Source organism: Tersicoccus mangrovi (assembly GCF_036881825.1).
GTDB classification, from domain to species: Bacteria; Actinomycetota; Actinomycetes; order Actinomycetales; family Micrococcaceae; genus Tersicoccus; species Tersicoccus mangrovi.
Genome location: NZ_JBAJMW010000004.1, coordinates 284919 through 306844, shown reverse-complemented (window position 1 = coordinate 306844; position 21926 = coordinate 284919). Strand labels below are relative to the sequence as shown.

The window sequence follows — 21926 nt, the reverse complement described above, 5'->3', positions numbered from 1 at the left end:
CGCTCGACGGTGTCCGGCCGGGGAACGGACCCCGATCAGGCTTCGCCCGTCGCTGGGTCGACGGGTCGTCAGACAGTGAGTCGGAAGCGAGAGGAGCGTCGCTGTGAGTGCAGTCGACAGTTTTGGTTCCAAGGGCGTCCTCGACGTCAAGGGAAAGCAGTACGAGATCTTCCGGTTGAACGCCGTCGAGGGATCCGAGAAACTTCCCTACAGTCTCAAGGTGCTGCTGGAGAACCTGCTCCGCACCGAGGACGGCGCGAACATCACCGCCGACCACATCCGGGCCCTCGGCTCGTGGAACCCGGACGCCGAGCCGGACACCGAGATCCAGTTCACCCCGGCCCGCGTCATCATGCAGGACTTCACCGGTGTGCCCTGCGTCGTCGACCTCGCCACGATGCGTGAGGCCGTCAAGGAGCTCGGCGGCGACGCCAAGCGCGTCAACCCGCTGGCCCCGGCCGAGCTCGTGATCGACCACTCGGTGCAGATCGACGTGTTCGGCACCGGCAACGCCATCGAGCGCAACATGGACATCGAGTACCAGCGCAACGGCGAGCGGTACCAGTTCCTGCGCTGGGGCCAGACCGCCTTCGACGACTTCAAGGTCGTCCCCCCGGGCATGGGCATCGTCCACCAGGTCAACATCGAGCACCTGGCTCGGACGGTCATGACCCGGGAGGTCTCCGTGAACGGTGAGGCACCGACCCTGCGTGCCTACCCCGACACCTGCGTCGGCACCGACTCGCACACCACGATGGAGAACGGCCTGGGCGTGCTCGGCTGGGGCGTCGGTGGCATCGAGGCGGAGGCGGCCATGCTCGGCCAGCCCATCTCGATGCTCATTCCGCGCGTCGTCGGCTTCAAGCTGACCGGCTCCATCCCCTCCGGCGCCACCGCGACCGACGTCGTGCTGACCATCACCGAGATGCTGCGCAAGCACGGCGTCGTCGGCAAGTTCGTCGAGTTCTACGGCGAGGGCGTGGCCGCGGTGCCGCTGGCCAACCGCGCCACGATCGGCAACATGAGCCCCGAGTTCGGCTCGACCGCCGCGATCTTCCCGATCGACGACGTCACCCTCGAGTACCTGCGCCTGACCGGTCGCAGCCAGGAGAACGTCGACCTGGTCGAGGCGTACACCAAGGAGCAGGGCCTCTGGCACGACCCGTCGAAGGAGATCTCCTTCTCCGAGTACCTCGAGCTGGACCTGTCCACGGTCGTCCCGTCCATCTCCGGCCCGAAGCGGCCGCAGGACCGGATCGAGCTGACCAACGCCAAGCCTCAGTTCCGTGAGGACCTGAAGAACTACGTCGAGGACGGCCGGACCGAGCTGCACGGCGTGGACGAGACGTCCGCGGAGTCCTTCCCCGCCTCGGACGCCCCCGCCTACCACGCCAACACCGACGCCGAGGATGCGGCCGCAGCTCCCCGCGAGACCGTCTCCGCGGCCTCCGGGGCCACCGGGCGCGCTTCCAACCCGGTGTCCGTGACCATGGAGGACGGCCGCCAGTTCGAGCTGGACCACGGCGCCGTCTCGATCGCCTCGATCACCTCCTGCACCAACACGTCCAACCCGTCGGTCATGATGGCCGCCGCGGTGCTCGCCCGGAACGCGGTCGAGAAGGGCCTCGCCTCCAAGCCGTGGGTCAAGACCTCCGTCGCCCCGGGCTCGAAGGTCGTCACCGACTACTACGAGAAGTCCGGCCTGGTGCCCTACCTGGAGAAGCTCGGCTTCTACATCGTGGGCTACGGCTGCACCACCTGCATCGGCAACTCCGGCCCACTGGAGTCCGAGATCAGCCAGGCCGTGCAGGACAACGACCTCGCCGTCTCCGCGGTGCTCTCGGGCAACCGCAACTTCGAGGGCCGGATCAACCCGGACGTCAAGATGAACTACCTGGCCTCCCCGCCGCTGGTCATCGCGTACGCCCTGGCCGGCACCATGGACTTCGACTTCGCGAACGACGCGCTGGGCCAGGACGAGAACGGCAAGGACGTCTTCCTCTCCGACATCTGGCCGGACCCGGCCGAGGTGCAGCACATCATCGACGGGTCGATCGACACCTCGATGTTCGACGAGGAGTACGGCACGATCTTCGACGGCGACGAGCGGTGGCAGCAGCTGCCGACCCCGGCCGGCGACACCTTCGAGTGGGACAGCGAGTCCACCTACGTGCGCAAGCCCCCGTACTTCGAGGGCATGACGATGGAGACCACGCCGGTCGAGGACATCACCGGAGCGCGCGTGCTGCTCAAGCTCGGCGACTCCGTGACGACCGACCACATCTCCCCGGCCGGCTCCTTCAAGTCCGACACCCCCGCGGGCAAGTACCTGACCGAGCACGGCGTCGAGCGCAAGGACTTCAACTCCTACGGCTCCCGCCGTGGCAACCACGAGGTGATGATCCGCGGCACGTTCGCGAACATCCGGATCAAGAACCAGCTGCTCGACGGCGTCGAGGGCGGGTTCACCCGGGACTTCACCAACGGTGGCGAGCAGGCCGCGGTGTACGACGCGTCGGTGAACTACCAGGCCGCCGGCACCCCGCTGGTCGTCCTGGCCGGCAAGGAGTACGGCTCCGGTTCGTCCCGTGACTGGGCGGCCAAGGGCACCGCGCTGCTGGGTATCAAGGCCGTCATCGCCGAGTCCTACGAGCGGATCCACCGGTCCAACCTGATCGGCATGGGCGTGCTCCCGCTGCAGTTCCCGCAGGGCCAGTCCGCGGACTCCCTCGGCCTGGACGGCACGGAGACGTTCGCCATCACCGGCGTGACCGCGCTCAACGACGGCACCACCCCGAAGACCCTCGCGGTCGTGGCCAGCAAGGACGGTGGCGAGGACGTCTCGTTCGACGCCGTGCTGCGCATCGACACCCCGGGTGAGGCCGACTACTACCGCAACGGCGGCATCCTGCAGTACGTGCTGCGCCAGATCGCGAAGTAACGACCGTACGCACCCGCAGGAGCGGTGAGGGCCCGGTGGAGCGATCCACCGGGCTCTTCGCTGTTCCCGCACGTCCAGCTCGTCAGTCGTCCCTCCAGCGCCGCTGGGCGGGGCGATCGCGTCTTAGCGCGCCCGGACCAGTTCCGCCTGCTGGCGCAATTTGACTCTCGAGAAGCATCGCTTTGGCGGTAGTGGCGGCGCGCCACGACGTCTCGCGCATCCGAGCCGGGCGACGTGTGGGAGAGTCTAAGTGACCTGGAGAAGCAAGTTTGGAGATTCGACGTGAAGCTAGTGCGTCTTGACGTAAAATCGTTTCGTTCGTTCGTTGACGGCATAGACGTCTCGCTTGTGACCGGAATGAACTCGTTCGTCGGGCCGAACAACTGCGGTAAGTCGAATCTCGTTCGGGCGCTCAAGCTTGCACTAGATCCAGCGTATGACTTTCATGCGTCACGGGACGTTCCTGGTCAGCGACTCTATGCCTACCCGCGAACGACGCTCACCTTCAAAGTCGAGGGACGATCGAGTTCTGAAAAGACGCTACTCAAATATCTCCGGGAGTACGAGGAAAGCGTCGTCGGCAACGACAGGCCGACATACGCTGGCGCGAACGAGTTGCGCCTGGTCGTCACCTATCGTGGCAATCAAACGACTGGTTTAGTGAGGCAGGAGTACTTCGCCGCGAAGGGTGTGGGTGATCGTCGCGGGGACACAAGACTCAACGAGCGCGCGCTTAAGCAGTTCCGCAAGCTCGTGAGATTCGTACCTGTTGAGAGCGGCCAGAGCATCGAGATGCTTCTGCTCGGGCAGTTCCGGGAGATCCTCCACACCGTGTTGCGCGAAGAGTTGGGAACCGCATACGGGGAATCAGAGGGAGCCCGGATTGCGTATGAGGAGCATCTTCAAAACGGGTTGCTTGCGCCGATGCGCGAGAAGATTCTCAACCTCAGTCAACGACTGTTCCCTGAGGTGAAGGACATCGCTCTTGTCCCGTCGGTGACGTCCCTCGAAGAGACCCTGTCGAACATCCGAATTCGGCTTGAGGACTCGGTGATGACCGATCTGGCTTCCAAGGGCACAGGTATCGCTGGCGGTGTGCTAATCGCGCTACTGCGGTACCTCAGCGATGCGAGCAAGCAGTCTCTCGTATTCGCGCTCGAAGAGCCAGAGGCCTTCCTGCACCCGGCAGCTCAGCAAGCCCTGAGAGACGATCTCGAGCAACTTGCGGAACGAGATGACGTGACGCTGCTGGTGACGTCTCATTCGCCGTACATAATCTCCCGTTCGCCTAATGCACAGGTGGTCGCGCTGGAGAAGGGCGTGGACGATGGGATCTCGCGAGTTGTCGCGTCAGCGCTCGGGAACGGCGAGCATGCCAACGTCATGTCCGGACTCTTCGTCGACACCGTCGTTCCCGAACTCCTCGACCGCTACCATTCAGTGCCTCCGAACTGCGTACTGCTCCTGGTGGTGGAAGGTGAAACCGACAAGCAGTTCATCGAGTTGGCATCGTCGGCGCTGGGTCGCGCCGATGAGTTGACGTCGATCGCGATTGTGGCCTGCAAAGGAGCGCACTCCGCAGTCGCGCAGGCCATCCTCCTTCGCGCTGAAGCAAAGCAAGAGGTGATTGCCCTGTTCGACTCTGATGGGGACGGCCGCACCGCACGTGATTTGTTGTCTGGACGATTCGGCTTTGCGAAGAAGTCGATCCTTGAGTATCGCACGTTCGTCGGGGGTCATCAGGATGCTGAGAGCGAGTGGATGTTCCCGGCGGCGCTAATACAGAACTTTGTCGACGAGCAAGGCGAAGAGCTTGTGCTCAAATCGAAGGCGAAGCACGGCGGGGAGTACCGCTACGACTTCACACCTCGCGGAAAGCAGGATTTTCCGGGGTGGCTCGCGCAGAACGCCAAGCCCGAGCACTACAACAGGTGGTCAGTTTTACTCGACGATCTGAAATCACGAGTCAAGAGCCTGCAGCCCGCCGCAATTGGAGATAAGGGAACCACGGCTTCTAGTTGACGGGTGCAGGCGGGCAAAGTGACCAGCAACATAGGAAGATTCATTCGTGATGCCACGGCGTCCCGCCAACCCGGCCTGCTCTGGCCAATCTGAGTACGCTGCGTTGGCACGTGCGCAGATTCGTCACCCGTCGACCATGCGATCTTGTGCCGAAGTCCCACCGATGTCCTAACGGTGTTCTACCTTGGCGTACTATCCCCCACGCCTCTCGACGATACGCACTAATGCTGCCGATATCTGGCAGGTGGCTGACAACGTACGTGGTCCCGTTAAGGAAGCCACGGCCGGAGAGGCGGGATCCACGAACGGGCGACCGGCGAGTGCACCAGACTCTCAGGCCCACCGCTACCGTTGGTGCATGCGAGCAGACAAGGCCATTGGAGCACTCGAAGCGCTTAAGGAGGAGGCCTCGACTCGGCAGGTGATGGGCGGGGGCGAACACTGGACTAGTTGGAAAGGCAAGGTGCGCGGCGTGCTCGTAGCAGCACTCGGCAAGGACGACCATCTAGTCGACCGCTTCGATAAAGTCCGCTACTCACTCGGTATGTGGAGCACCAGTACGCCTGACCGCTACTTCGAACAAGCCCGCCAGAGCGGCATTCGCAACGCATGCGGCGTCATCGACGCTGCCTTGTACCATCTGCGCCTGCAAGTGACGGACGACGAACCCTTGGACCTTCGCTCCTTCGATCCCGAGCTCTGGGAGCATGTAAGGCACCTTGTGGAGGACGGCGATTGGGGCAAGGTCGCGTCACAGACAGCTATCTTCGTGGAACACCGCATCCGTACATGGACTGGCGAACCGAGCGGGAAGCAGGGTGAGGCGCTCGTTGGCAAGGGCCTCATGGCGCATGTCTTCGGCGATTCAAGCGACTGGAGACTGGGCTCACGGGCGGGAGAACGCGAAGGGTGGAGAGGTCTCGGAATGGGGTTCGCTCAGGCTCTCGGAAACGTAGACCGTCACCGCATTCAGAAGCGAGACGACGCCCGGCGATACGCCATCGGAGTCCTGGGCCTGGGCAGCCTCCTGCTCACTCAACTGCGTCATGAACACGGAGACCTCATCGAAGACCGGCAGACAGGCGAGGAGAACCGGCGGGAAGGCGTAGACTAACGGGGCTCACCCCGTAGCCCTCGTTCTTGGCCGCCCAGCAACGGGACCTGAGAGAATAACGGCATGTATCTCTCGGAGTTTTTACAGTCCGCTCGGCTCTGCAGAGAGAGCGAGTTCGGTCTCGCCGCATTCATGCGATTGCCAGAGGTTCTGCGTCTGCGATGGCCTGAGGACGTCGTAGAGCAGTGGCTTTACGACTTCGCTGATCATGATCCGTTCTTGCGGGATTACAGAGATGTGGACCTCGAGCAGCTCAGCTGGCAGGTGGAAGCTCTGGATACCGACGACTTCATGACCATGCCTACGGGGCCCTCGGAAGCGGACACGATCGATCATCTCGCGAAGGACCCAGATCACTGGATCGCCCAGAGGAGCCGCGGAGTCCACGTGGGTGTTCGGCTTTCTTGGGACGTCCACGGCACCTGGAAGCGCTGGCCCATTGTGATCGACCGAGATCTGTTGAGGCCAGGGAGTATTGGACTACAGCTCATTGAGGGGCGCACACGCGTGGGCGTGCTGCGCGGACGTCACAGACGAGGAAGGCTGGTCGCGCAGAAGCACCTTGCCTGGGTTGGGCGGCGACGCTCTAGTTTGGCGTAGCTCACACCACCTAGTACCCGGGAACCGTCCTCGTCGTGGCGACCGTATTCACGTTGCGGGGCAACGGGGTCGCTGTGCCGCGCGTGATGGACGTGCCCGCTGACCTTATTCAGCGTAGAGGTCTTCTCTGGGCTCGCCTCCCATCGAGAAGATCGGCGATCTCGACGCAGCACTGGTCGAGCCGCCTGGCAGTTCGGATCCCCAGTCCTTTCGCAACTCGCGCATCATTGTCGTGGGTATGAGGTTGTCGGGCCTGAGAGCGCATGACGATGCCTAGCGGACTCGCCGCGCCGTAGACCCCGCCTACGCGATCGAATCTGACCGTCTGGCGCTGGCAGGATCGGTGAGCATTGCCGTGATGGGCCACCGCGCCAAGCGCGGCTTGTCTCAGGCGGCCGCAGCCGCACGGAGACGAAGACGGTCATCATGGCCTCGTCCACCCACGCGCTCAGCGTCTGGTCCAGGCGCAGATCACCGACGGACACGCCGGCCGCGGTCGACCAGAAAGAGTGGTAGGTCCCGCCGACGCTGGCCCAGCCCTGGCCACCACGGTCGCGGCGGCCAGGGCGATAGCCGCCCACGTGTCGTTATTAAGCCAGCGGGCCCGGGTGATGCGGCGATGCAGGATCTCCTCGACGGACAAGGGCTGAGGCATGACGCGAATCTCTCCACGAGAACCGGGTGACGCCCATCGTCGTCCGATACGGACCCGACCACAACCGACTCGGCCGGCCGGGGTTGATCCGCCGGCTCAGGCCCGGCGGGTCTGCTCGACGAGCAGGTCGACGACGTCGGTCAGCCGGCCCTGCCGCCGGTGGGCGCGCTGCTGCTGGGCGGCCGACGAGCCGGCGGCGAGCACCCGCTCCTGCAGGTCGCGCACCTGCGCGAGGTCCCCGGACTCCTCCAGCCACGGCGCCAGGGCCCCGGTCAGCGCGCGCACGACGTCGCCGGCCGGCCGGGCGGTGGCCGTCGGCACGTCGATCAGCTCGCCCTCCAGCCCGGAGCGGGCCGCCCGCCACCGGGCCGCCCGGGCGAGCGTCTCGGGCACCGGCGGGCGGTCGGGGTCCTCGCGCAGGCCGGCCAGCTCCCGCTCCACGAGCGCCCGGTAGAGCCCGGCGATCAGGACGAGGGTGTCCAGGTCGGGGCAGCTGTCGCAGATCCGCAGCTCCAGGGTCGGGGCGACCGTCGCGGGCCGGACGTCCGTGTAGATCATGCCCGGGTCGGCGATGACGCCGGTGCCGACGAGGGCGGCCACCTGCGCGTCGTAGTCCGCGGCGTCGCGGGCGAGGATGCCGGTGCCCGTCGTCGGCCACCGCTGCCACAGCAGGGTGCGGGCGCTGGCGTACCCGGTGTCCGTGCCGTCGACGGCGAACGGGCTCGACGCGCTCAGGGCGAGCAGCGTCGGCAGCCACGCCGCGAGCCGGGGCGCCACCCGGACGGCGTCGTCGCGGTCCGGGATGCCGACGTGCACCTGGGAGCCGCAGACCAGCTGCTCCCGGGCGAGCACGGCGTAGTCGGTGAACATCCGCTGGTACCGCGGGCCGTCACTGGGCTCGAGGGGCAGGCCCGCGGCGAGCGGCATCGTCCCCGCCGCCGCGACGCCCAGACCGAGCCCGCCCGCGGCCCGCGCGAGGACGGCGCGCCGCTCGGCCAGGTCCGCTCGGAGCGCGTCCAGGCCGGGGACGACGGCGCTGTTCGTCTCCACGCAACAGCGCTGCAGCTCGGCGACGTAGCCGTCGTCGGGCAGCAGGGGGAGAAGCTCGGGCGCCCGGGGCGCGAGCCTGCGGGTGGTGAGGTCGACGAGGTGGAACTCCTCCTCGACCCCGAGCGTGCGCCCGGTACGCACCGGGGCGACGGCGGCATCGTCGGCCATGGTCCGAGGCTAGCGAACTTCCGGTGCGGTGCCACAGGCGCGGCGGGGACGCGGACCGGTCACCGGGGGAGCGTCCAGCGGCCACCCCGGCGCCCGGCGTACAGTGGAGAGTTCGCACGAAGGACGCCGCCGCGCGTGGAAGGAGCCGTACCCATGGGCCTGCTGGAGACCATCGCCCACCCCCAGGACCTCAGCCGCCTCACTCCGGCGCAGCTGGAGAAGCTGGCCGCGGAGATCCGCGAGTTCCTCATCACCAACGTCTCCCGCACCGGCGGCCACCTGGGCCCCAACCTCGGCGTCGTCGAACTCACGCTGGCCCTGCACCGCGTGTTCGACTCCCCGCGGGACAGCATCGTCTTCGACACCGGCCACCAGTCCTACGTGCACAAGCTCGTCACCGGCCGCCAGGACTTCAGCACGCTGCGCCAGCAGGGCGGGCTCTCCGGCTACCCGGAGCGGGCCGAGTCCGTGCACGACATCGTCGAGAGCTCCCACGCCTCGAGCTCCCTCTCCTGGGCCGACGGCATCTCGAAGGCGCGCAGGCTGCGCGGCGAGGACGACCGGTGGACCGTCGTCGTCGTCGGCGACGGCGCCCTCACCGGCGGCATGGCCTGGGAGGCCATCAACAACATCGCCGCGGACCGGGACCGGCGCGTCGTCATCGTCGTCAACGACAATGGCCGCTCCTACGCCCCGACCATCGGCGGCCTCGCGGACAAGCTCGCCACCCTGCGCGCCGGCATCGACCGCGTCCGCACCGCCCCCGCGTACGAGGGGGCCCTGGACTTCTGGAAGGAACGCCTGCAGAACGGCGGCGTCGTCGGCCAGTTCGCCTACAAGAGCCTGCACGCGACCAAGAAGGGCATCAAGGACTGGTGGGCGCCGCAGGGCCTCTTCGAGGACCTCGGCATGAAGTACATCGGCCCCATCGACGGGCACGATCTCGGCGCCGTCGAGGATGCCCTGAGCCAGGCCAGGCGGTACCAGGGCCCGGTCATCGTGCACGCGCTGACCGAGAAGGGCCGTGGCTACGGGCCCGCCCGCGCCGACGAGGCGGACCAGTTCCACGCCGTCGGCGTCATCAACCCCGAGACCGGGATGCCGCTGGAGAAGCCCGGCGCCCGCTCCTGGACGAGCGTGTTCAGCGAGGAGATCGCCGCCATCGCCGACGAGCGCGACGACATCGTCGGCATCACCGGCGCCATGACCATCCCCGTCGGCCTGCACACCATGGCCGCGCGCCACCCGGACCGCGTGTTCGACGTCGGCATCGCCGAGCAGCACGCCGTCGCCTCCGCCGCGGGCATGGCGTTCGGCGGCCTGCACCCCGTCGTCTGCCTGTACGCGACGTTCCTCAACCGGGCCTTCGACCAGCTGCTCATGGACGTCGCGCTGCACAAGGCGGGCGTCACCCTCGTCCTCGACCGCGCCGGCGTCACCGGTCCCGACGGCCCCTCCCACCACGGCATGTGGGACCTGTCGCTCCTGCAGATCGTGCCCGGCCTGCACCTGGCCGCCCCGCGCGACGCGGACACGCTGCGCGAGGAGCTCCGCGAGGCCGTCGCGATCGACGACGCGCCCTCGGTCGTCCGGTTCTCGAAGGGGTCCGTGGGCCCGGCGGTCGCCGCGATCGAGCGCACCGACGACGGCGTCGACGTCCTGGCCCGTACCGAGCCGGACGGCGACCGGGTGCCGGCCGGCACCTCCGTTGATGCCGCCACCGACGCCGCCGCCGACGTGCTGCTCGTCAGCGTCGGCGCGATGAGCGAGCTGGCGCTGGACGTCAGCCGCCGGCTCGCCGACCAGGGCATCTCCTCGACCGTGATCGACCCGCGGTGGGTGCTGCCCGTCGCCGACTCGGTGATCGCCATGGCCGCCCGCCACCGCATCGTCGTCGTCATCGAGGACGGCGTGAAGGCCGGCGGCGTCGGGTCCCGGCTGCGCCAGCACATGCGCGCCGCGGGCGTGGACACCGCCCTGAACGAGGTCGGCCTGCCGGTCGAGTTCCTCGCCCACGGGTCGCGCTCCCAGGTGCTCGCGCGGGTCGGCCTGACCGGGCAGCAGATCGCCCAGGACACGGTCGCCCAGGTGCTCGGCGCCAAGGTGCCCTACGCGCGCCCGTTGCCGGCGGACGCCGACACGCACACGGACACCGACGCCGAGCGCGCGGGGGAGAGCCGCGACGCCGACGCCCGGCGCCCGCGGAGCTGACGGCACCCGACGGCGGGCGCGTACGCCGGTGACGTGGGCGGATGCTCCGGCTCCGTAGACTGGAGCGATGGAACTCCGTCAACTGGGCATCTCCGGCCTGACCGTCTCCGCCGTCGGTCTGGGCTGCAACAACCTCGGCCGCGCGGACACCGCGAGTGAGACCCTCAAGGGCAGCCAGGCGGTGGTCGGAGCGGCGCTCGACGCCGGGATCACCCTGTTCGACACCGCCGACAACTACGGGCGGACGGGCGGCCTGAGCGAGGAGATGCTCGGCAAGAGCCTGAGCCGGCGCCGCGACGAGGCCGTCGTCGCCACCAAGTTCGGGATGAACACCCGCGGCGCCAACGGCCCGTGGAACGGCGCCCGCGGTTCGCGCCGGTACGTCATGACGGCGGTCGAGAACTCGCTGCGCCGGCTCGGCACCGACTGGATCGACCTGTACCACTACCACACGCCCGACGGCGTCACCCCGATCGAAGAGACCCTCGACACGCTGGACGACTTGGTGCGCGCGGGCAAGGTCCGCTACATCGGGCACTCCAACCGGGCCGGCTGGCAGATCGCCGAGGCCGAGTTCACCGCCCGAATGCGTGGCACCACGCGGTTCGTCTCCGCGGAGAACGCCTACAATCTGCTGGACCGGCGGGCCGAGCAGGAGGTGATCCCGTCGGCGACGGCGTACGGCCTCGGCGTCCTGCCGTACTTCCCCCTGGCCAACGGCCTGCTGACCGGCAAGTACGCCGGCGGCAAGGCCCCCGAGGGCTCCCGCCTCACCCACTCCCGCAGCGAGCTGCTCGACACGACCGACTGGCGGCAGCTGACCCGGTTCTCGGAGTTCGCCGCCGCCCGCGGTCTCAGCGAGGTCCAGATCGCCTTCTCGTGGCTGGCGTCCCGCCCGGCCGTCGCGAGCGTCATTGCCGGGGCCACCCGGCCCGAGCAGGCCACGGCGAACGCGGCGGCGCTGAGCTGGACCCCCACCGCCGAGGATCTGGCCGAGCTCGACGCGATCTTCCCGCCGGCGGAGAAGGTCGCCCCCTTCTGACGGCTCGTTCTCCACGGTGAGACAGCGATTCCCGCCCGGAAGCGTGGCTCTCTGAGCCTGGTGTTCGGGCGGGAACCGCTGACTCATGGACGGGAGGGACGAGCGTCTGGTCAAGGTACCGTCCGGGTCGTACGCTGAAGGTGTGAAATATCGCACCTATTGGCGGTGGGGAGTGCGGCGGCCGTGACCGTCGACCCGGCGCCGGTGTGGGCGGCCCTGGCCGACCCGGTGCGACGTGCGATCGTGGACCGGCTCCGGGAGGGCCCGGCCACGACCTCGGACCTGCAGGCGCTGGTCGGGAGCACCGGCCGCGGCGGCAGGACCGGCTACGGCGCCCTGCACCACCTCAAGGTCCTGCGCGAGGCGGGTCTCGTCCTCGTCGAGGCCCGCGGGCGGGAGCGCCTCAACCACCTCAACGCGGCCCGGCTGGTCGAGAGCACCCTGAGCTGGCTCTCGCCCCGGCAGGCCGACGACGCCCTGCGGCTGAACCGTCTCGCCGCGCTCGTCAGGAGGCCGGCGTCGACGGGCGCCGGCACGGAAAGGTTCACCGCCATGGCCGAGATCAACACCTTCAGCGTCCGCCAGTCCCTCCAGATCGACGCCGACCCGGCGACCGTGTTCCGGGCCCTGACCCGGGAACTGGAGGCGTGGTGGGGCGCCCCCTACCTGCTCATCGCCGAGGACGGCGAGGGGCCCACCCGGATGACGGTCGACCTCACGATCGGCGGTGCCGTGACCGAGAGCCGGGGGGAGCGCAGCGAGCTGTGGGGCGTCGTCAGCGGCCTTGAGCCGGACCGCGTGTTCGCGTTCACCGGATCGATGGGCATGCGCTCGGCGTGTACCGGCGAGGTGCGCTACGAGCTCGTCGCGGTCGACGGTGGCACCCGGGTCAACCTCAGCCACGACGCGGTCGGGGCGTTTCCCGCCGAGCGGGCCGCCGGGTACGACCGTGGCTGGGAGGACCTGAATCTGCGGCTGCAGGCCTGGGTCGAACAGGGAGAGCGCTACGGCGTGAGCGGCCAGAACCGGGACGTGCGGGCCGGCTGACCCTGCCCGACGGGCCGGTTCGCGGATGGAATGAGCCGGCGTCAGGCGAGGTAGACGGTCCCGCCGGTCACGGTGACCTTCCGCTCGATGAGCGGCGTGTTCGCCGGGCCCTGCAGCACGGCGCCGTCGGCCAGCGCGAACTCCGACCCGTGGCACGGGCACACGAACTTGTCGCCCTGGACGTCGACCGTGCAGCCCTGGTGGGTGCAGGACGGGCTGAACGCCCGGAACGTGCTGCCCGAGGGGTGGGAGAGGAACACCTGCGCGTGCCCGTGCCGACCAGCTTGCTGCTGCCCACCGGAACGTCGGCGGTCTTCGCCAGTTCCGGTCCGCGAGCTCCGGACGCGCCCGATGCGCCGGCCGCCGAGGAGCCGCCGGCCGCCGTGCCCTCGGAGGACGAATCCGACCCGGTGGGCGCGCACGCGGCCAGGGCGGCGGCCGCGACGGCCGAGGAGGAGAGCGTGATGACCACGCGCCGGGACGGGGAGGACGAAGGCTGTTCCATGCCCGTCAGCCTAGGGTCGGCCACCGTGGCGACCGAGCCGACCGGCACTCCTCCGGGGCGATTCAGGGGCAACACCCAGCGACCCCGGAGGAAATGCAGGTCAGCGCGTTGTCAGCCGCGGTCGGCGTGGAACCGGCGGCCGGTGACCCGCTCGGACGCGCCGACGCGGTCCAGGTACGGCGTGATGCCGCCCAGGTGCAGCGGCCATCCCGCACCGAGGATCATGCACAGGTCGATGTCTTCGGGTCCGGCGACGACGCCCTCGTCGAGCATCCGCCGGATCTCGTCGGCCAGCGCGTCCTGCGTGCGGGTGAGGACCTGCTCGGCGGTCGACGGGTTGTCGCCCACCTGGAGCAGCGCCAGCGTCTCGTCCGTGACGACGTCCTTGCCGTCCGCGTCCTTGTCGAACAGGCTCGTCCGGCCGGCGTCGATGAGGCGCTGCTGGTTCTCCGAGACGTGGAACCGGTCACCGAACGCGGCCTGCAGCGACTCCTGCACGTGGGCGCCGACCGGCAGGCCCACGAGGGCGAGCAGGGTGAACGGCGTCATCGGCAGGCCCATCGGCGCGAGCGCGGTGTCCGCGGTGTGCGCGTCCGTGCCCTCGTCGAAGACCTTGGTGATCTCGCCGAACATGCGGCCGAGGATCCGGTTGACGGCGAACGCGGCCGAGTCCGTGACCAGCACGGCGTTCTTCTTCAGGCCCTTCGCGACGGCGAACGCGGTGGCGAGCACGGCGTCGTCGGTCTTCGGGGCGCGCACGATCTCCAGCAGCGGCAGCACAGCCACCGGGTTGAAGAAGTGGAAGCCGACCACGCGCTCGGGGTGGGCGAGGTCCTCCGCCATGGCGGTCACCGACAGCGAGGACGTGTTGGTGGCGAGGATGCAGTCCTCCCGCACGACGGCCTCGACCTCGGCGAACACCTGCTTCTTGACCGAGAGCTCCTCGAACACGGCTTCGATGACGAAGTCGGCGTCGGCGAACTGGCCCTTGTCGACCGTGCCGGTGACCAGGGCGGTGATCCGGTTGGCGGCGTCGGCGCTGATCCGGCCCTTCTCGCGCAGCTTGGCGACCTCGGCGTGCACCCAGGCGACGCCCTTGTCCACGCGCGCCTGGTCCACGTCCGTCATGACGACGGGCACGGTGAGGCGGCGAGCGAACAGCAGGGCGAGCTGGCTGGCCATCAGGCCCGCGCCGACGACGCCGACCTTGGTGACCGGGCGGGCGAGCTTCGCGTCCGGGGCGCCGGCGGGACGCTTGGCCCGCTTCTGCACCAGCTCGAGGAACCCGTACACCGTGGTCTGGAACTCGGGGGTCGCGATCAGCTCGGCCAGGGCCTCGTCCTCCGCGGCGAACGCCTCGGCCTTCGTCCGGTGCCGGCCCTGGTCGAACAGCTCCAGGGCGCGTTGCGGCGCCGGGGTGGCGTTCGAGGTGCGGGCGGCGACGACGGCGCGGGCCTTCGCGACGGCGGCGTCCCATGCGGCGTGGTCGATCGTGGCGTCCTCGAGGGCCTTCGGCCGGGTCACGGTGACCGTGCCGGTCAGCACGCCGGCGGCCCAGGCGAGGGACTGCTCGAGGAAGTCGGCGCCCTCGAACAGGGCGTCGGCGATGCCGAGCTCGGCCGCCTGCGGCCCGGTGAGCGTGCGGTTGTTGGCCAGCGCGTTCTCGAAGATGACCTTCTCCGCGTCGGCCGGACCGATGAGGCGGGGGAGCAGGTAGATGCCGCCCCACCCCGGCACGAGGCCGAGGTACACCTCGGGCAGGGCCAGCGCGCCGGCGGCGGAGGAGACGGTCCGGTAGTCCGCGTTCAGCGCGATCTCCAGGCCGCCACCGAGGGCCACGCCGTTGATGAACACGAAGCTCGGCACGCCGAGCGAGGTGAGCAGCCCGTACACGTGGTGGCCCAGGCGCGCCATCGCCCGTCCCTGCTCCGGATCGCTCAGCCGCGTCGTGGCGGACAGGTCCGCGCCGGCGACGAGGTAGTGCGGCTTGCCGGTGATGCCGACGGCCACGATCTCACCCGCGGCGGCACGGTCGGCCAGCTTCTCCAGGGTCAGCCCGAGCTCGACGAGGGTGTTGGGGCCGAGCGTCGTCGGGCGCCGGTGGTCCTGGCCGTTGTCCAGGGTGATCAGCGCCATCGTGCCGGCACCCCCGGGCAGGGCGATGTCGGTGGTCAGCGAGTGGGTGACGACCTCGTCGGCGAAGGCGTCGGCGAGGTGCTGGAACTGCGCGGTGGTCTCGGCGCTCATGCCGTGGCTCCTTCGGTGCTCGCGGTGCCGGTGCCGGCGTTGCTGGTGGTGCCGTACTCGGCGTGGTGGGGGTTCTCCCAGATGACGGTGGCGCCCATCCCCAGGCCGATGCACATCGTCGTGATGCCGTACCGGACGGACGGGTCCTCCTCGAACTGGCGGGCCAGCTGCGACATGAGCCGGACGCCGGAGGAGGCGAGCGGGTGCCCCACGGCGATGGCGCCGCCGTACCGGTTGACGCGCGGGTCGTCGTCGTCGATGCCGAAGTGGTCGAGGAACGAGAGCACCTGGACGGCGAACGCCTCGTTGATCTCGAAGAGGCCGATGTCGTCGATGGACAGGCCCGCGGTGCGCAGCGCCTTCTCCGTGGCGGGCACGGGGCCGACGCCCATCACCTCGGGCTCGACGCCGGCGAAGGCGAAGGAGACCAGCCGCATCTTTACGGGCAGGCCGAGCTCGGCCGCGGCCTCCTCGGAGGCCAGCAGCGCCGTCGTCGCGCCGTCGTTCAGGCCGGCGGCGTTGCCCGCGGTGACCCGGCCGTGCGCGCGGAACGGCGTGCGCAGCTCCGCGAGGTCCTCGACCGTGGTGCCCGGGCGCGGCGGCTCGTCGACGGTGCGCAGCTCCCAGCCGGTGCCCTCCTTGCGGGTGGCGACGGGCACCAGGTCCGGCTGGATCTGCTCGGCGGCGTACGCCTCGGCGAGCTTGCGCTGGCTGGCGGCCGCGTAGCGGTCGGTGCGCTCCTTGGTGATCGCGGGGAACCGGTCGTGCAGGTTCTCGGCGGTGTTGCCCATGTTCAGGGCGGCGGGGTCGACGATCCGCTCGCTGACGAAGCGCGGGTTCGGGTCCGCGCCGACGCCCATCGGGTGGTGGCCCATGTGCTCGACGCCGCCGGCGATGACGACGTCGTACGCGCCGAAGGCGATGCCCGACGCCGTCGTGGTCACCGCGGTCATCGCGCCGGCGCACATCCGGTCGATCGCGAAGCCGGGCACCGAGCGGGGCAGGCCGGCGAGCAGCGCGGCGGTGCGGCCGATGGTCAGACCCTGGTCGCCGGTCTGCGTGGTCGCGGCGATGGCGACGTCGTCGATGCGCTCGGGCGGCAGTTCGGGATGGCGGCGCAGCAGGTCACGGATGCAGTGCACGACGAGATCGTCGGCCCGCGTGCCCGCGTAGTAGCCCTTCTCGCCGGCCCTGCCGAACGGGGTGCGGACGCCGTCGACGAAGACGACCTCTCGCAGCTGCCTCTGGTTCACGGATGACTCCTCGCACCGATCGGGTGTGCGCTGGTTCACGCACACGCCCGATGTTACCCATGGGTAACAAGGTGGCTCAACCCGCCGCGAGGCGGCTGGTGTCGGCGCAGGTCAGCGTCGGGTCGAGGACGCCCGGTCGGTGTCGATCGCGCCGCCGGCGGCGGGGACGTCCGTGATGCGCAGGGCGTCGAGGATGATGCCGCCCACCAGCTCCCGCTGCCAGGGGCGTGCGCCGGACGCGGTCAGCGCGAGCTCGACGGCGTCGGCGTCCACGGCGTCGCCCTCCGCGGGCGGACGCCAGATGAGCCGGCGCAGCAGGTCGGGCGTGAGCAGGTTCTCGATCGGGATGGTCCACTGCTCGGACAGCTCGGCGATGCGGGTCCGGGCGGCGGTCAGCCGGGCGGCGGCCAGCGGGTCCTTGTCGGACCACTGGCGCACCGGCGGCGGGGAGTCCCCGGCGACGTGCATCGGCGGGAGGTCCCCGGCGGTGCGGGCCGTGGCGATCGCGCGGAGCCAGCGCGGCCCCTCCCGTCGGGCGGCGCGCCCGTGGAACCCGCGCGTCTCGAGCAGCTGGGGCACGGTGCGGGGCATGGCCTGCGCGGCGGCGACGATCGCGGAGTCGGGGATCAGGCGGCCGGGGGCGACGTCGCGGTGCCGGGCGAGGTTGTCCCGCTCGAGCCACAGTTCCCGCACCGCGGCGAGCTGCCGCCGGTCGCGGATCTGGTGCAGGCCCGACGTCCGGCGCCACGGGTCGGTGCGCACGATCGGCGTCGTCGTGAGTCGGACGTGCTCGAACTCCTGCCGGGCGAACTCGTCCTTGCCCGCCTCGGTGAGGCGGGCGGCCAGCCGGTCCCGCAGCGCGACGAGCACCTCGACGTCGAGCGCGGCGTAGCGCAGCCACGGCTCGGGCAGGGGTCGCGTGGACCAGTCCACGGCCGAGTGCTCCTTGGCCAGGTGCAGGCCGAGCTCGGCCTCGATCACGGCGCCGAGGCCCACCCGGGGCATGCCGAGCAGCCGGGCGGCGAGCTCGGTGTCGAAGAGACGGTCGGGACGCATGCCCTGCTCAGCCAGGCACGGGAGGTCCTGGGATGCGGCGTGCAGCACCCACTCGACGTCGGCGAGGGCCTCCTGGAGCGGGTCGAGGCCGTCGAGGGCCTCGGGGTCGACGAGCCAGGTGCCCGCGCTCTCGCGGCGCAGCTGGACGAGGAAGGCCCGCTGGCCGTACCGGAAGCCGGAGGCGCGCTCGGCGTCGACCGCCACGGGACCGGTGCCGGCGGCGAGGGCGCGGGCGGCCCGATCGAGGCCCTCGGCGGTGTCGATCACCGGGGGGATGCCCTCGGCCGGGTCGAGCAGGTCGACGACGGCGGGGGCGGAGTCGTCAGGCGCGGCCGGCGTCGTGTCGTCGGGCGGTGTCTGACGGGAAGAAGGGCCTGTTGTCATGTCGGGTCAAGGATATCCCGTCCGCTCAGGTCGGACGGCGACCGAGTCGGACGATGTCTCAGGTCAGACGGCGACCGGGCAGCGAGGTGACTCCCTCGGGCAGCGGTGGCAGGCCCGCGAAGGTGCACACCATGTCGCTCCAGGCCTCGAGGTGATCGGTGACGTCCGCCTCGGCGGGGGTCCAGGAGGCGCGCAGTTCGATGTCGACGGCGTCGGGCCGGTCCGCGAGCGAGCCGTAGCTCTCCGAGAGGATCCGCGTGGCGGTGCCGCCGGCCTGCCGGAAGGCGGCGCCGTGGTCGGCGAGCGCCTCCTGCAGCCAGGTCCAGGCGACGGAGCCGAGCATCTGGTCGTTGCCCATCTCGGACTCGAGCTCGGCCCGGATGTACGTGACGATGCGGAAATGGCCGTCCCACACGGGGGAGCCGTCCGGGTCGTGGAGGAGGATGAAGCGGCCGTGCGCGAGCTCTGGGGCGTCGTCGCTGCTGAGCGCGAGGCGGGCCGGGCCGTGCACGGGCGTCATGGTCGGGCCGCTGGCCGTGACGTCGGCGCCGAGCGCGACGGCGAAGGGGGCGAGACGGCTGGGAGCGGGGATCTCGTGGAGCGCGAGTTCCCGGCGCACCCGCGCGCGCCGCAGGGCGCCGAGGGCCGTGAGGAAGTCGGCCGGCGCGTGCTCCAGGCCGCCGATCGTGGTCACCTTCGGAACACTAGTGGCCGGGGTACGGCGGGGGACCGAGGCGCGCCGCACGCGGGAGCGCGCAGTAGCGCCTCGGTCTCGCGGTCAGGCCTGAGCGGATCCATCCCCGTCACCGGCGTCGGGCACGAGGCGCATCGAGATGGAGTTCATGCAGTAGCGCAGGTCCGTCGGGGTGCCGTAGCCCTCACCCTCGAAGACGTGGCCGAGGTGCGAGTCGCAGGTCGCGCAGCGGACCTCGACGCGGTCCATGCCCATGGTGCGGTCGTGGATGTAGCGGACACGGTCCTCGGCCAGCGGGGCGTAGAAGGACGGCCAGCCGCAGTGGGAGTCGAACTTGGTGTCGCTGCGGAACAGCTCGGCGCCGCACGCGCGGCACTGATAGACGCCGGTCGCGTGGCTGTCCCAGTACTCGCCGGTGTACGGGCGCTCGGTGCCGGCGCGGCGCAGGACGGCGAACTCCTCGGGCGTCAGCTCCTGGCGCCACTCGTCCTCGGACCTGGTCACGGTGCGGGTCGGCTGGTCGGTCACGGATGCTCCTCGGTTCCGGTCGAGATCCCCGATGGCGAGATCCCTGATGTCGAGATGCTGGTCTCGGGCCGGGTCGCGGCCCGCTGGGGTCAACGCCCCGCGCCGGTACCGCTATTCCGCTGCGGGTGCCGTCGACGGTGCCGGCGGTGCTCAGGAGTCGCCGATGAAGCTGGACCCCGAGTACAGGTGCAGCACGGGCAGACCGAGCTTGTCCTGCGCGCGGGTGGCCCAGTCGGTGTGGAAGGTGTCCTCCACGGCGTGGGGGACGGTGATGACGACGGCCTCGTGGGCGTCGTGGGCCCGGACGGCGGCGACCAGCGCGTCGACCGGCTTCTCGGCCGCGACCTCCCCGGTCGCGGTGGCACCCGCACGCTCGAGCACGTCCAGCGACGCCTGCAGTGCCTGCTCCGGCCGTGCCCGGTCCGTGGCCGCGCGCTCGTCGCCGGCGCGGTCCGGCAGCTCGAACAGGCTGAGCCGGTCGATCAGCTCGACCAGCAGCGAGCGGCCGGTGCGGCCCGGGAGGACGACGTGGTACGCGACGTCCCGGTCGGGGTGCAGGGCGGTCAGGTTGGCGGCATCCGCGTCCAGCAGCGGCTGCTCGGTCAGCACGACGATCGTCTCGCTCATGCCGGAAGTCTAGTGGGGGACCGGTTCCCGCGGTTGCCCTGCCAGCGGCCCTGCGCCCCACAGGCGGGCGTTCCGCCGTGGGCGGGCGACCGTGACGGTCCGGCCGTGACGTTCTGCCGGGACCTCTCGCCGTCGCCGCGGTTCGCAGGCCCCTGCACGCCTGCGCTCAGGGCTGCGTGGTACGAATGGCCTCATGGCGATGGACTCCCGTGGTTCCGGTGCATCCGGGCCGTTGCTGCCGTGGCTGCGGTGGAGCGGCACCGGGCTGGCGGCCGGTGCCGCGGTCGCCTCCGTGCTCGCGGCCACGTCGTCGGGCCTGGCCGCCTACTACGCGCGCATGATCGTCATCCCGAACCGGCGCCGGGAGGACCTCGAGATCCTCGCCGTCGCCGGGGCCGCCGGTGAGCGGCGCGTCGTCCTGCCCGCCACGGCGGAGACGACGGTGCCCGGTCGGTACGCCCTCTACGTCGCCGGGGGCACGAAGCGCGCGCTCATCGGGGACGTCCTGTCCCTCGACGGGTCCACGGTGACCCGCGCGGTGACCGGTGGCGACGAAGCCGCGCTCGCCGCTGCCACCCGTGGCTGGTGGTCCGGTGACATCATCGCCGACCCGAGCGAGATCGGTCTGGCCCACGAGGACGTGCAGATCGGCACACCCGCTGGCCTCGCCCCGGCGTGGCGCATCGACCCCGACGACACCCGCACCGCCGAGGCCACCACCTGGGTGATCGGCATTCACGGGCGGGGCGCCCGGCGGAGCGAGACCCTGCGCGGTGCGGCCGTCATGCACCGGCTCGGCTACACGATGCTCGCCATCGCCTACCGCAACGACGGCGAGGCGCCGCGCGCGGACGGCGGCCGGTACGGCCTCGGTGGAACCGAGTGGCGGGACGTCGATGCGGCAATCGCGTTCGCCCTGGACCACGGCGCCGAGCGCATCGTGCTGCTCGGCTACTCGATGGGTGGGGCGGTCGCGCTGCAGACGGTCGCCCAGTCGACGTGGGCGGACCGGATCGGCGCCCTCGTGCTGGACGCCCCGGTGGTGAACTGGACCGACGTGCTCGGCTACCAGGCCCGGCTCAACCGCGTGCCGGACTCCATCGGCCAGTTCTCGCAGCTGATGATTTCCCACTCCGCGGGCCGGGCCGTGACCGGTCTCGTCGCGCCCGTGGACCTGAAGAGCATGGACTGGGTGTCCCGTGCCGACAATCTCCGCACCCCGACGCTGATCATCCACTCGGTCGACGACGACTTCGTGCCCGCCGGTCCCTCGGAGGAACTGGCGCGGCGCAACCCGGAGTTCGTGCGGTTCGTGCCCTTCGAGGCCGCCCGGCACACGAAGGAGTGGAACGTGGACCCGGAGCGGTGGGAGGCCGTGGTGGCGGACTGGCTGCCCACGGCGCTGCAGGCGTCGGACCCGGCCCCGCGCTGAGCGGGCCGCGTCGAGTGGACGTGTGCTGCGGTGTACGAGCCCGGGCGTGACGTCGTCCGTCCACTCGGTGGGCAGGCCGCGTCGAGTGAACGTTTGCTGCGGCGGACGGGCTGCCGCGTGACATCGTCGGTCCTCTCGGTGGGCGGGCCGCGTCGAGTGGGCGTTTGCTGCGGCGTGTGAGGCCCAGTGTGACATCGTCCACCCACTCGGTGGGCGGGCCGCGTCGAGTGGGCGTTTGCTGCGGCGTATGAGGCCCGGCGTGACATCGTCCGCCCACTCGGTGAGGGCCGCGTCGAGTGGGCGTTTGCTGCGGCGGACGGGCTGCCGCGTGACGTCGTCGGTCCACTGGG

The 21926-nt window shown here is 70.2% G+C and carries 15 protein-coding genes; 7 read left to right on the top strand and 8 right to left on the bottom strand.

What is annotated here, in order from left to right:
• Positions 1 to 103 precede the first annotated feature (103 nt).
• From V6N00_RS09875 to V6N00_RS09865, 3 genes are all read left to right on the top strand, one after another.
• Positions 104 to 2941: an aconitate hydratase gene (locus V6N00_RS09875; RefSeq protein WP_334231978.1), complete on the top strand. Its 2838-nt coding sequence runs from the start codon at positions 104 to 106 to the stop codon at positions 2939 to 2941.
• A gap of 282 nt (positions 2942 to 3223) precedes the next feature.
• Complete coding sequence (locus V6N00_RS09870; RefSeq protein ID WP_334231976.1) at positions 3224 to 4963, top strand: ATP-dependent nuclease; 1740 nt, start codon at positions 3224 to 3226, stop codon at positions 4961 to 4963.
• Positions 4964 to 5321: 358 nt separating this feature from the next.
• Positions 5322 to 6077 carry a TIGR02391 family protein gene (locus V6N00_RS09865; RefSeq protein WP_334231975.1) on the top strand — a complete coding sequence of 252 codons (756 nt, stop codon included), beginning with the start codon at positions 5322 to 5324 and terminating at the stop codon, positions 6075 to 6077.
• Positions 6078 to 7428: 1351 nt separating this feature from the next.
• On the opposite strand, the gene V6N00_RS09860 is transcribed toward V6N00_RS09865, so the two are convergent.
• Complete coding sequence (locus tag V6N00_RS09860) at positions 7429 to 8550, bottom strand: carboxylate-amine ligase (RefSeq protein WP_334231973.1); 1122 nt, start codon at positions 8548 to 8550, stop codon at positions 7429 to 7431.
• Between the two features lie 153 nt (positions 8551 to 8703).
• Here V6N00_RS09860 and dxs point away from each other — a divergent pair, with 153 nt between their 5' ends.
• From dxs to V6N00_RS09845, 3 genes are all read left to right on the top strand, one after another.
• Positions 8704 to 10761 (top strand): 1-deoxy-D-xylulose-5-phosphate synthase, encoded by a 2058-nt coding sequence (gene dxs / locus V6N00_RS09855; protein ID WP_334231971.1) that lies wholly within the window; start codon positions 8704 to 8706, stop codon positions 10759 to 10761.
• A gap of 67 nt (positions 10762 to 10828) precedes the next feature.
• On the top strand, positions 10829 to 11803 hold the full coding sequence (locus tag V6N00_RS09850) for an aldo/keto reductase (RefSeq protein WP_334231969.1): 975 nt from the start codon (positions 10829 to 10831) through the stop codon (positions 11801 to 11803).
• A 183-nt stretch (positions 11804 to 11986) separates the two neighbouring features.
• Positions 11987 to 12850 (top strand): helix-turn-helix domain-containing protein, encoded by an 864-nt coding sequence (locus V6N00_RS09845; protein ID WP_334231967.1) that lies wholly within the window; start codon positions 11987 to 11989, stop codon positions 12848 to 12850.
• Between the two features lie 41 nt (positions 12851 to 12891).
• Here V6N00_RS09845 and V6N00_RS09840 read toward each other — a convergent pair whose 3' ends face one another.
• The 7 genes from V6N00_RS09840 to V6N00_RS09810 all read right to left on the bottom strand — a co-directional run bounded on the left by V6N00_RS09840 (position 12892) and on the right by V6N00_RS09810 (position 20144).
• Complete coding sequence (locus V6N00_RS09840; protein WP_334231965.1) at positions 12892 to 13272, bottom strand: Rieske (2Fe-2S) protein; 381 nt, start codon at positions 13270 to 13272, stop codon at positions 12892 to 12894.
• Positions 13273 to 13466: 194 nt separating this feature from the next.
• Complete coding sequence (locus tag V6N00_RS09835) at positions 13467 to 15602, bottom strand: 3-hydroxyacyl-CoA dehydrogenase NAD-binding domain-containing protein (RefSeq protein ID WP_334231963.1); 2136 nt, start codon at positions 15600 to 15602, stop codon at positions 13467 to 13469.
• Complete coding sequence (locus V6N00_RS09830; protein ID WP_334231961.1) at positions 15599 to 16855, bottom strand: thiolase family protein; 1257 nt, start codon at positions 16853 to 16855, stop codon at positions 15599 to 15601. The genes V6N00_RS09835 and V6N00_RS09830 overlap by 4 nt, the downstream gene beginning before the upstream one ends.
• A 111-nt stretch (positions 16856 to 16966) precedes the next feature.
• On the bottom strand, positions 16967 to 18295 hold the full coding sequence (locus V6N00_RS09825) for an HRDC domain-containing protein (RefSeq protein WP_334231959.1): 1329 nt from the start codon (positions 18293 to 18295) through the stop codon (positions 16967 to 16969).
• 58 nt (positions 18296 to 18353) lie between these two features.
• The gene (locus V6N00_RS09820; protein ID WP_416385064.1) at positions 18354 to 18989 is read right to left on the bottom strand and encodes a DUF3000 domain-containing protein; all 636 of its coding nucleotides are present in this window, start codon (positions 18987 to 18989) and stop codon (positions 18354 to 18356) included.
• 84 nt (positions 18990 to 19073) lie between these two features.
• Complete coding sequence (msrB, locus tag V6N00_RS09815) at positions 19074 to 19517, bottom strand: peptide-methionine (R)-S-oxide reductase MsrB (RefSeq protein ID WP_334231956.1); 444 nt, start codon at positions 19515 to 19517, stop codon at positions 19074 to 19076.
• 150 nt (positions 19518 to 19667) lie between these two features.
• On the bottom strand, positions 19668 to 20144 hold the full coding sequence (locus V6N00_RS09810; protein WP_334231954.1) for a hypothetical protein: 477 nt from the start codon (positions 20142 to 20144) through the stop codon (positions 19668 to 19670).
• Positions 20145 to 20337: 193 nt separating this feature from the next.
• On the opposite strand from V6N00_RS09810, the gene V6N00_RS09805 reads away from it, so the two are divergent.
• Entirely contained in the window at positions 20338 to 21576 is a 1239-nt protein-coding gene (locus tag V6N00_RS09805) for an alpha/beta hydrolase family protein (RefSeq protein WP_334231953.1), read from the top strand.
• The last annotated feature ends 350 nt before the right edge of the window (positions 21577 to 21926 follow it).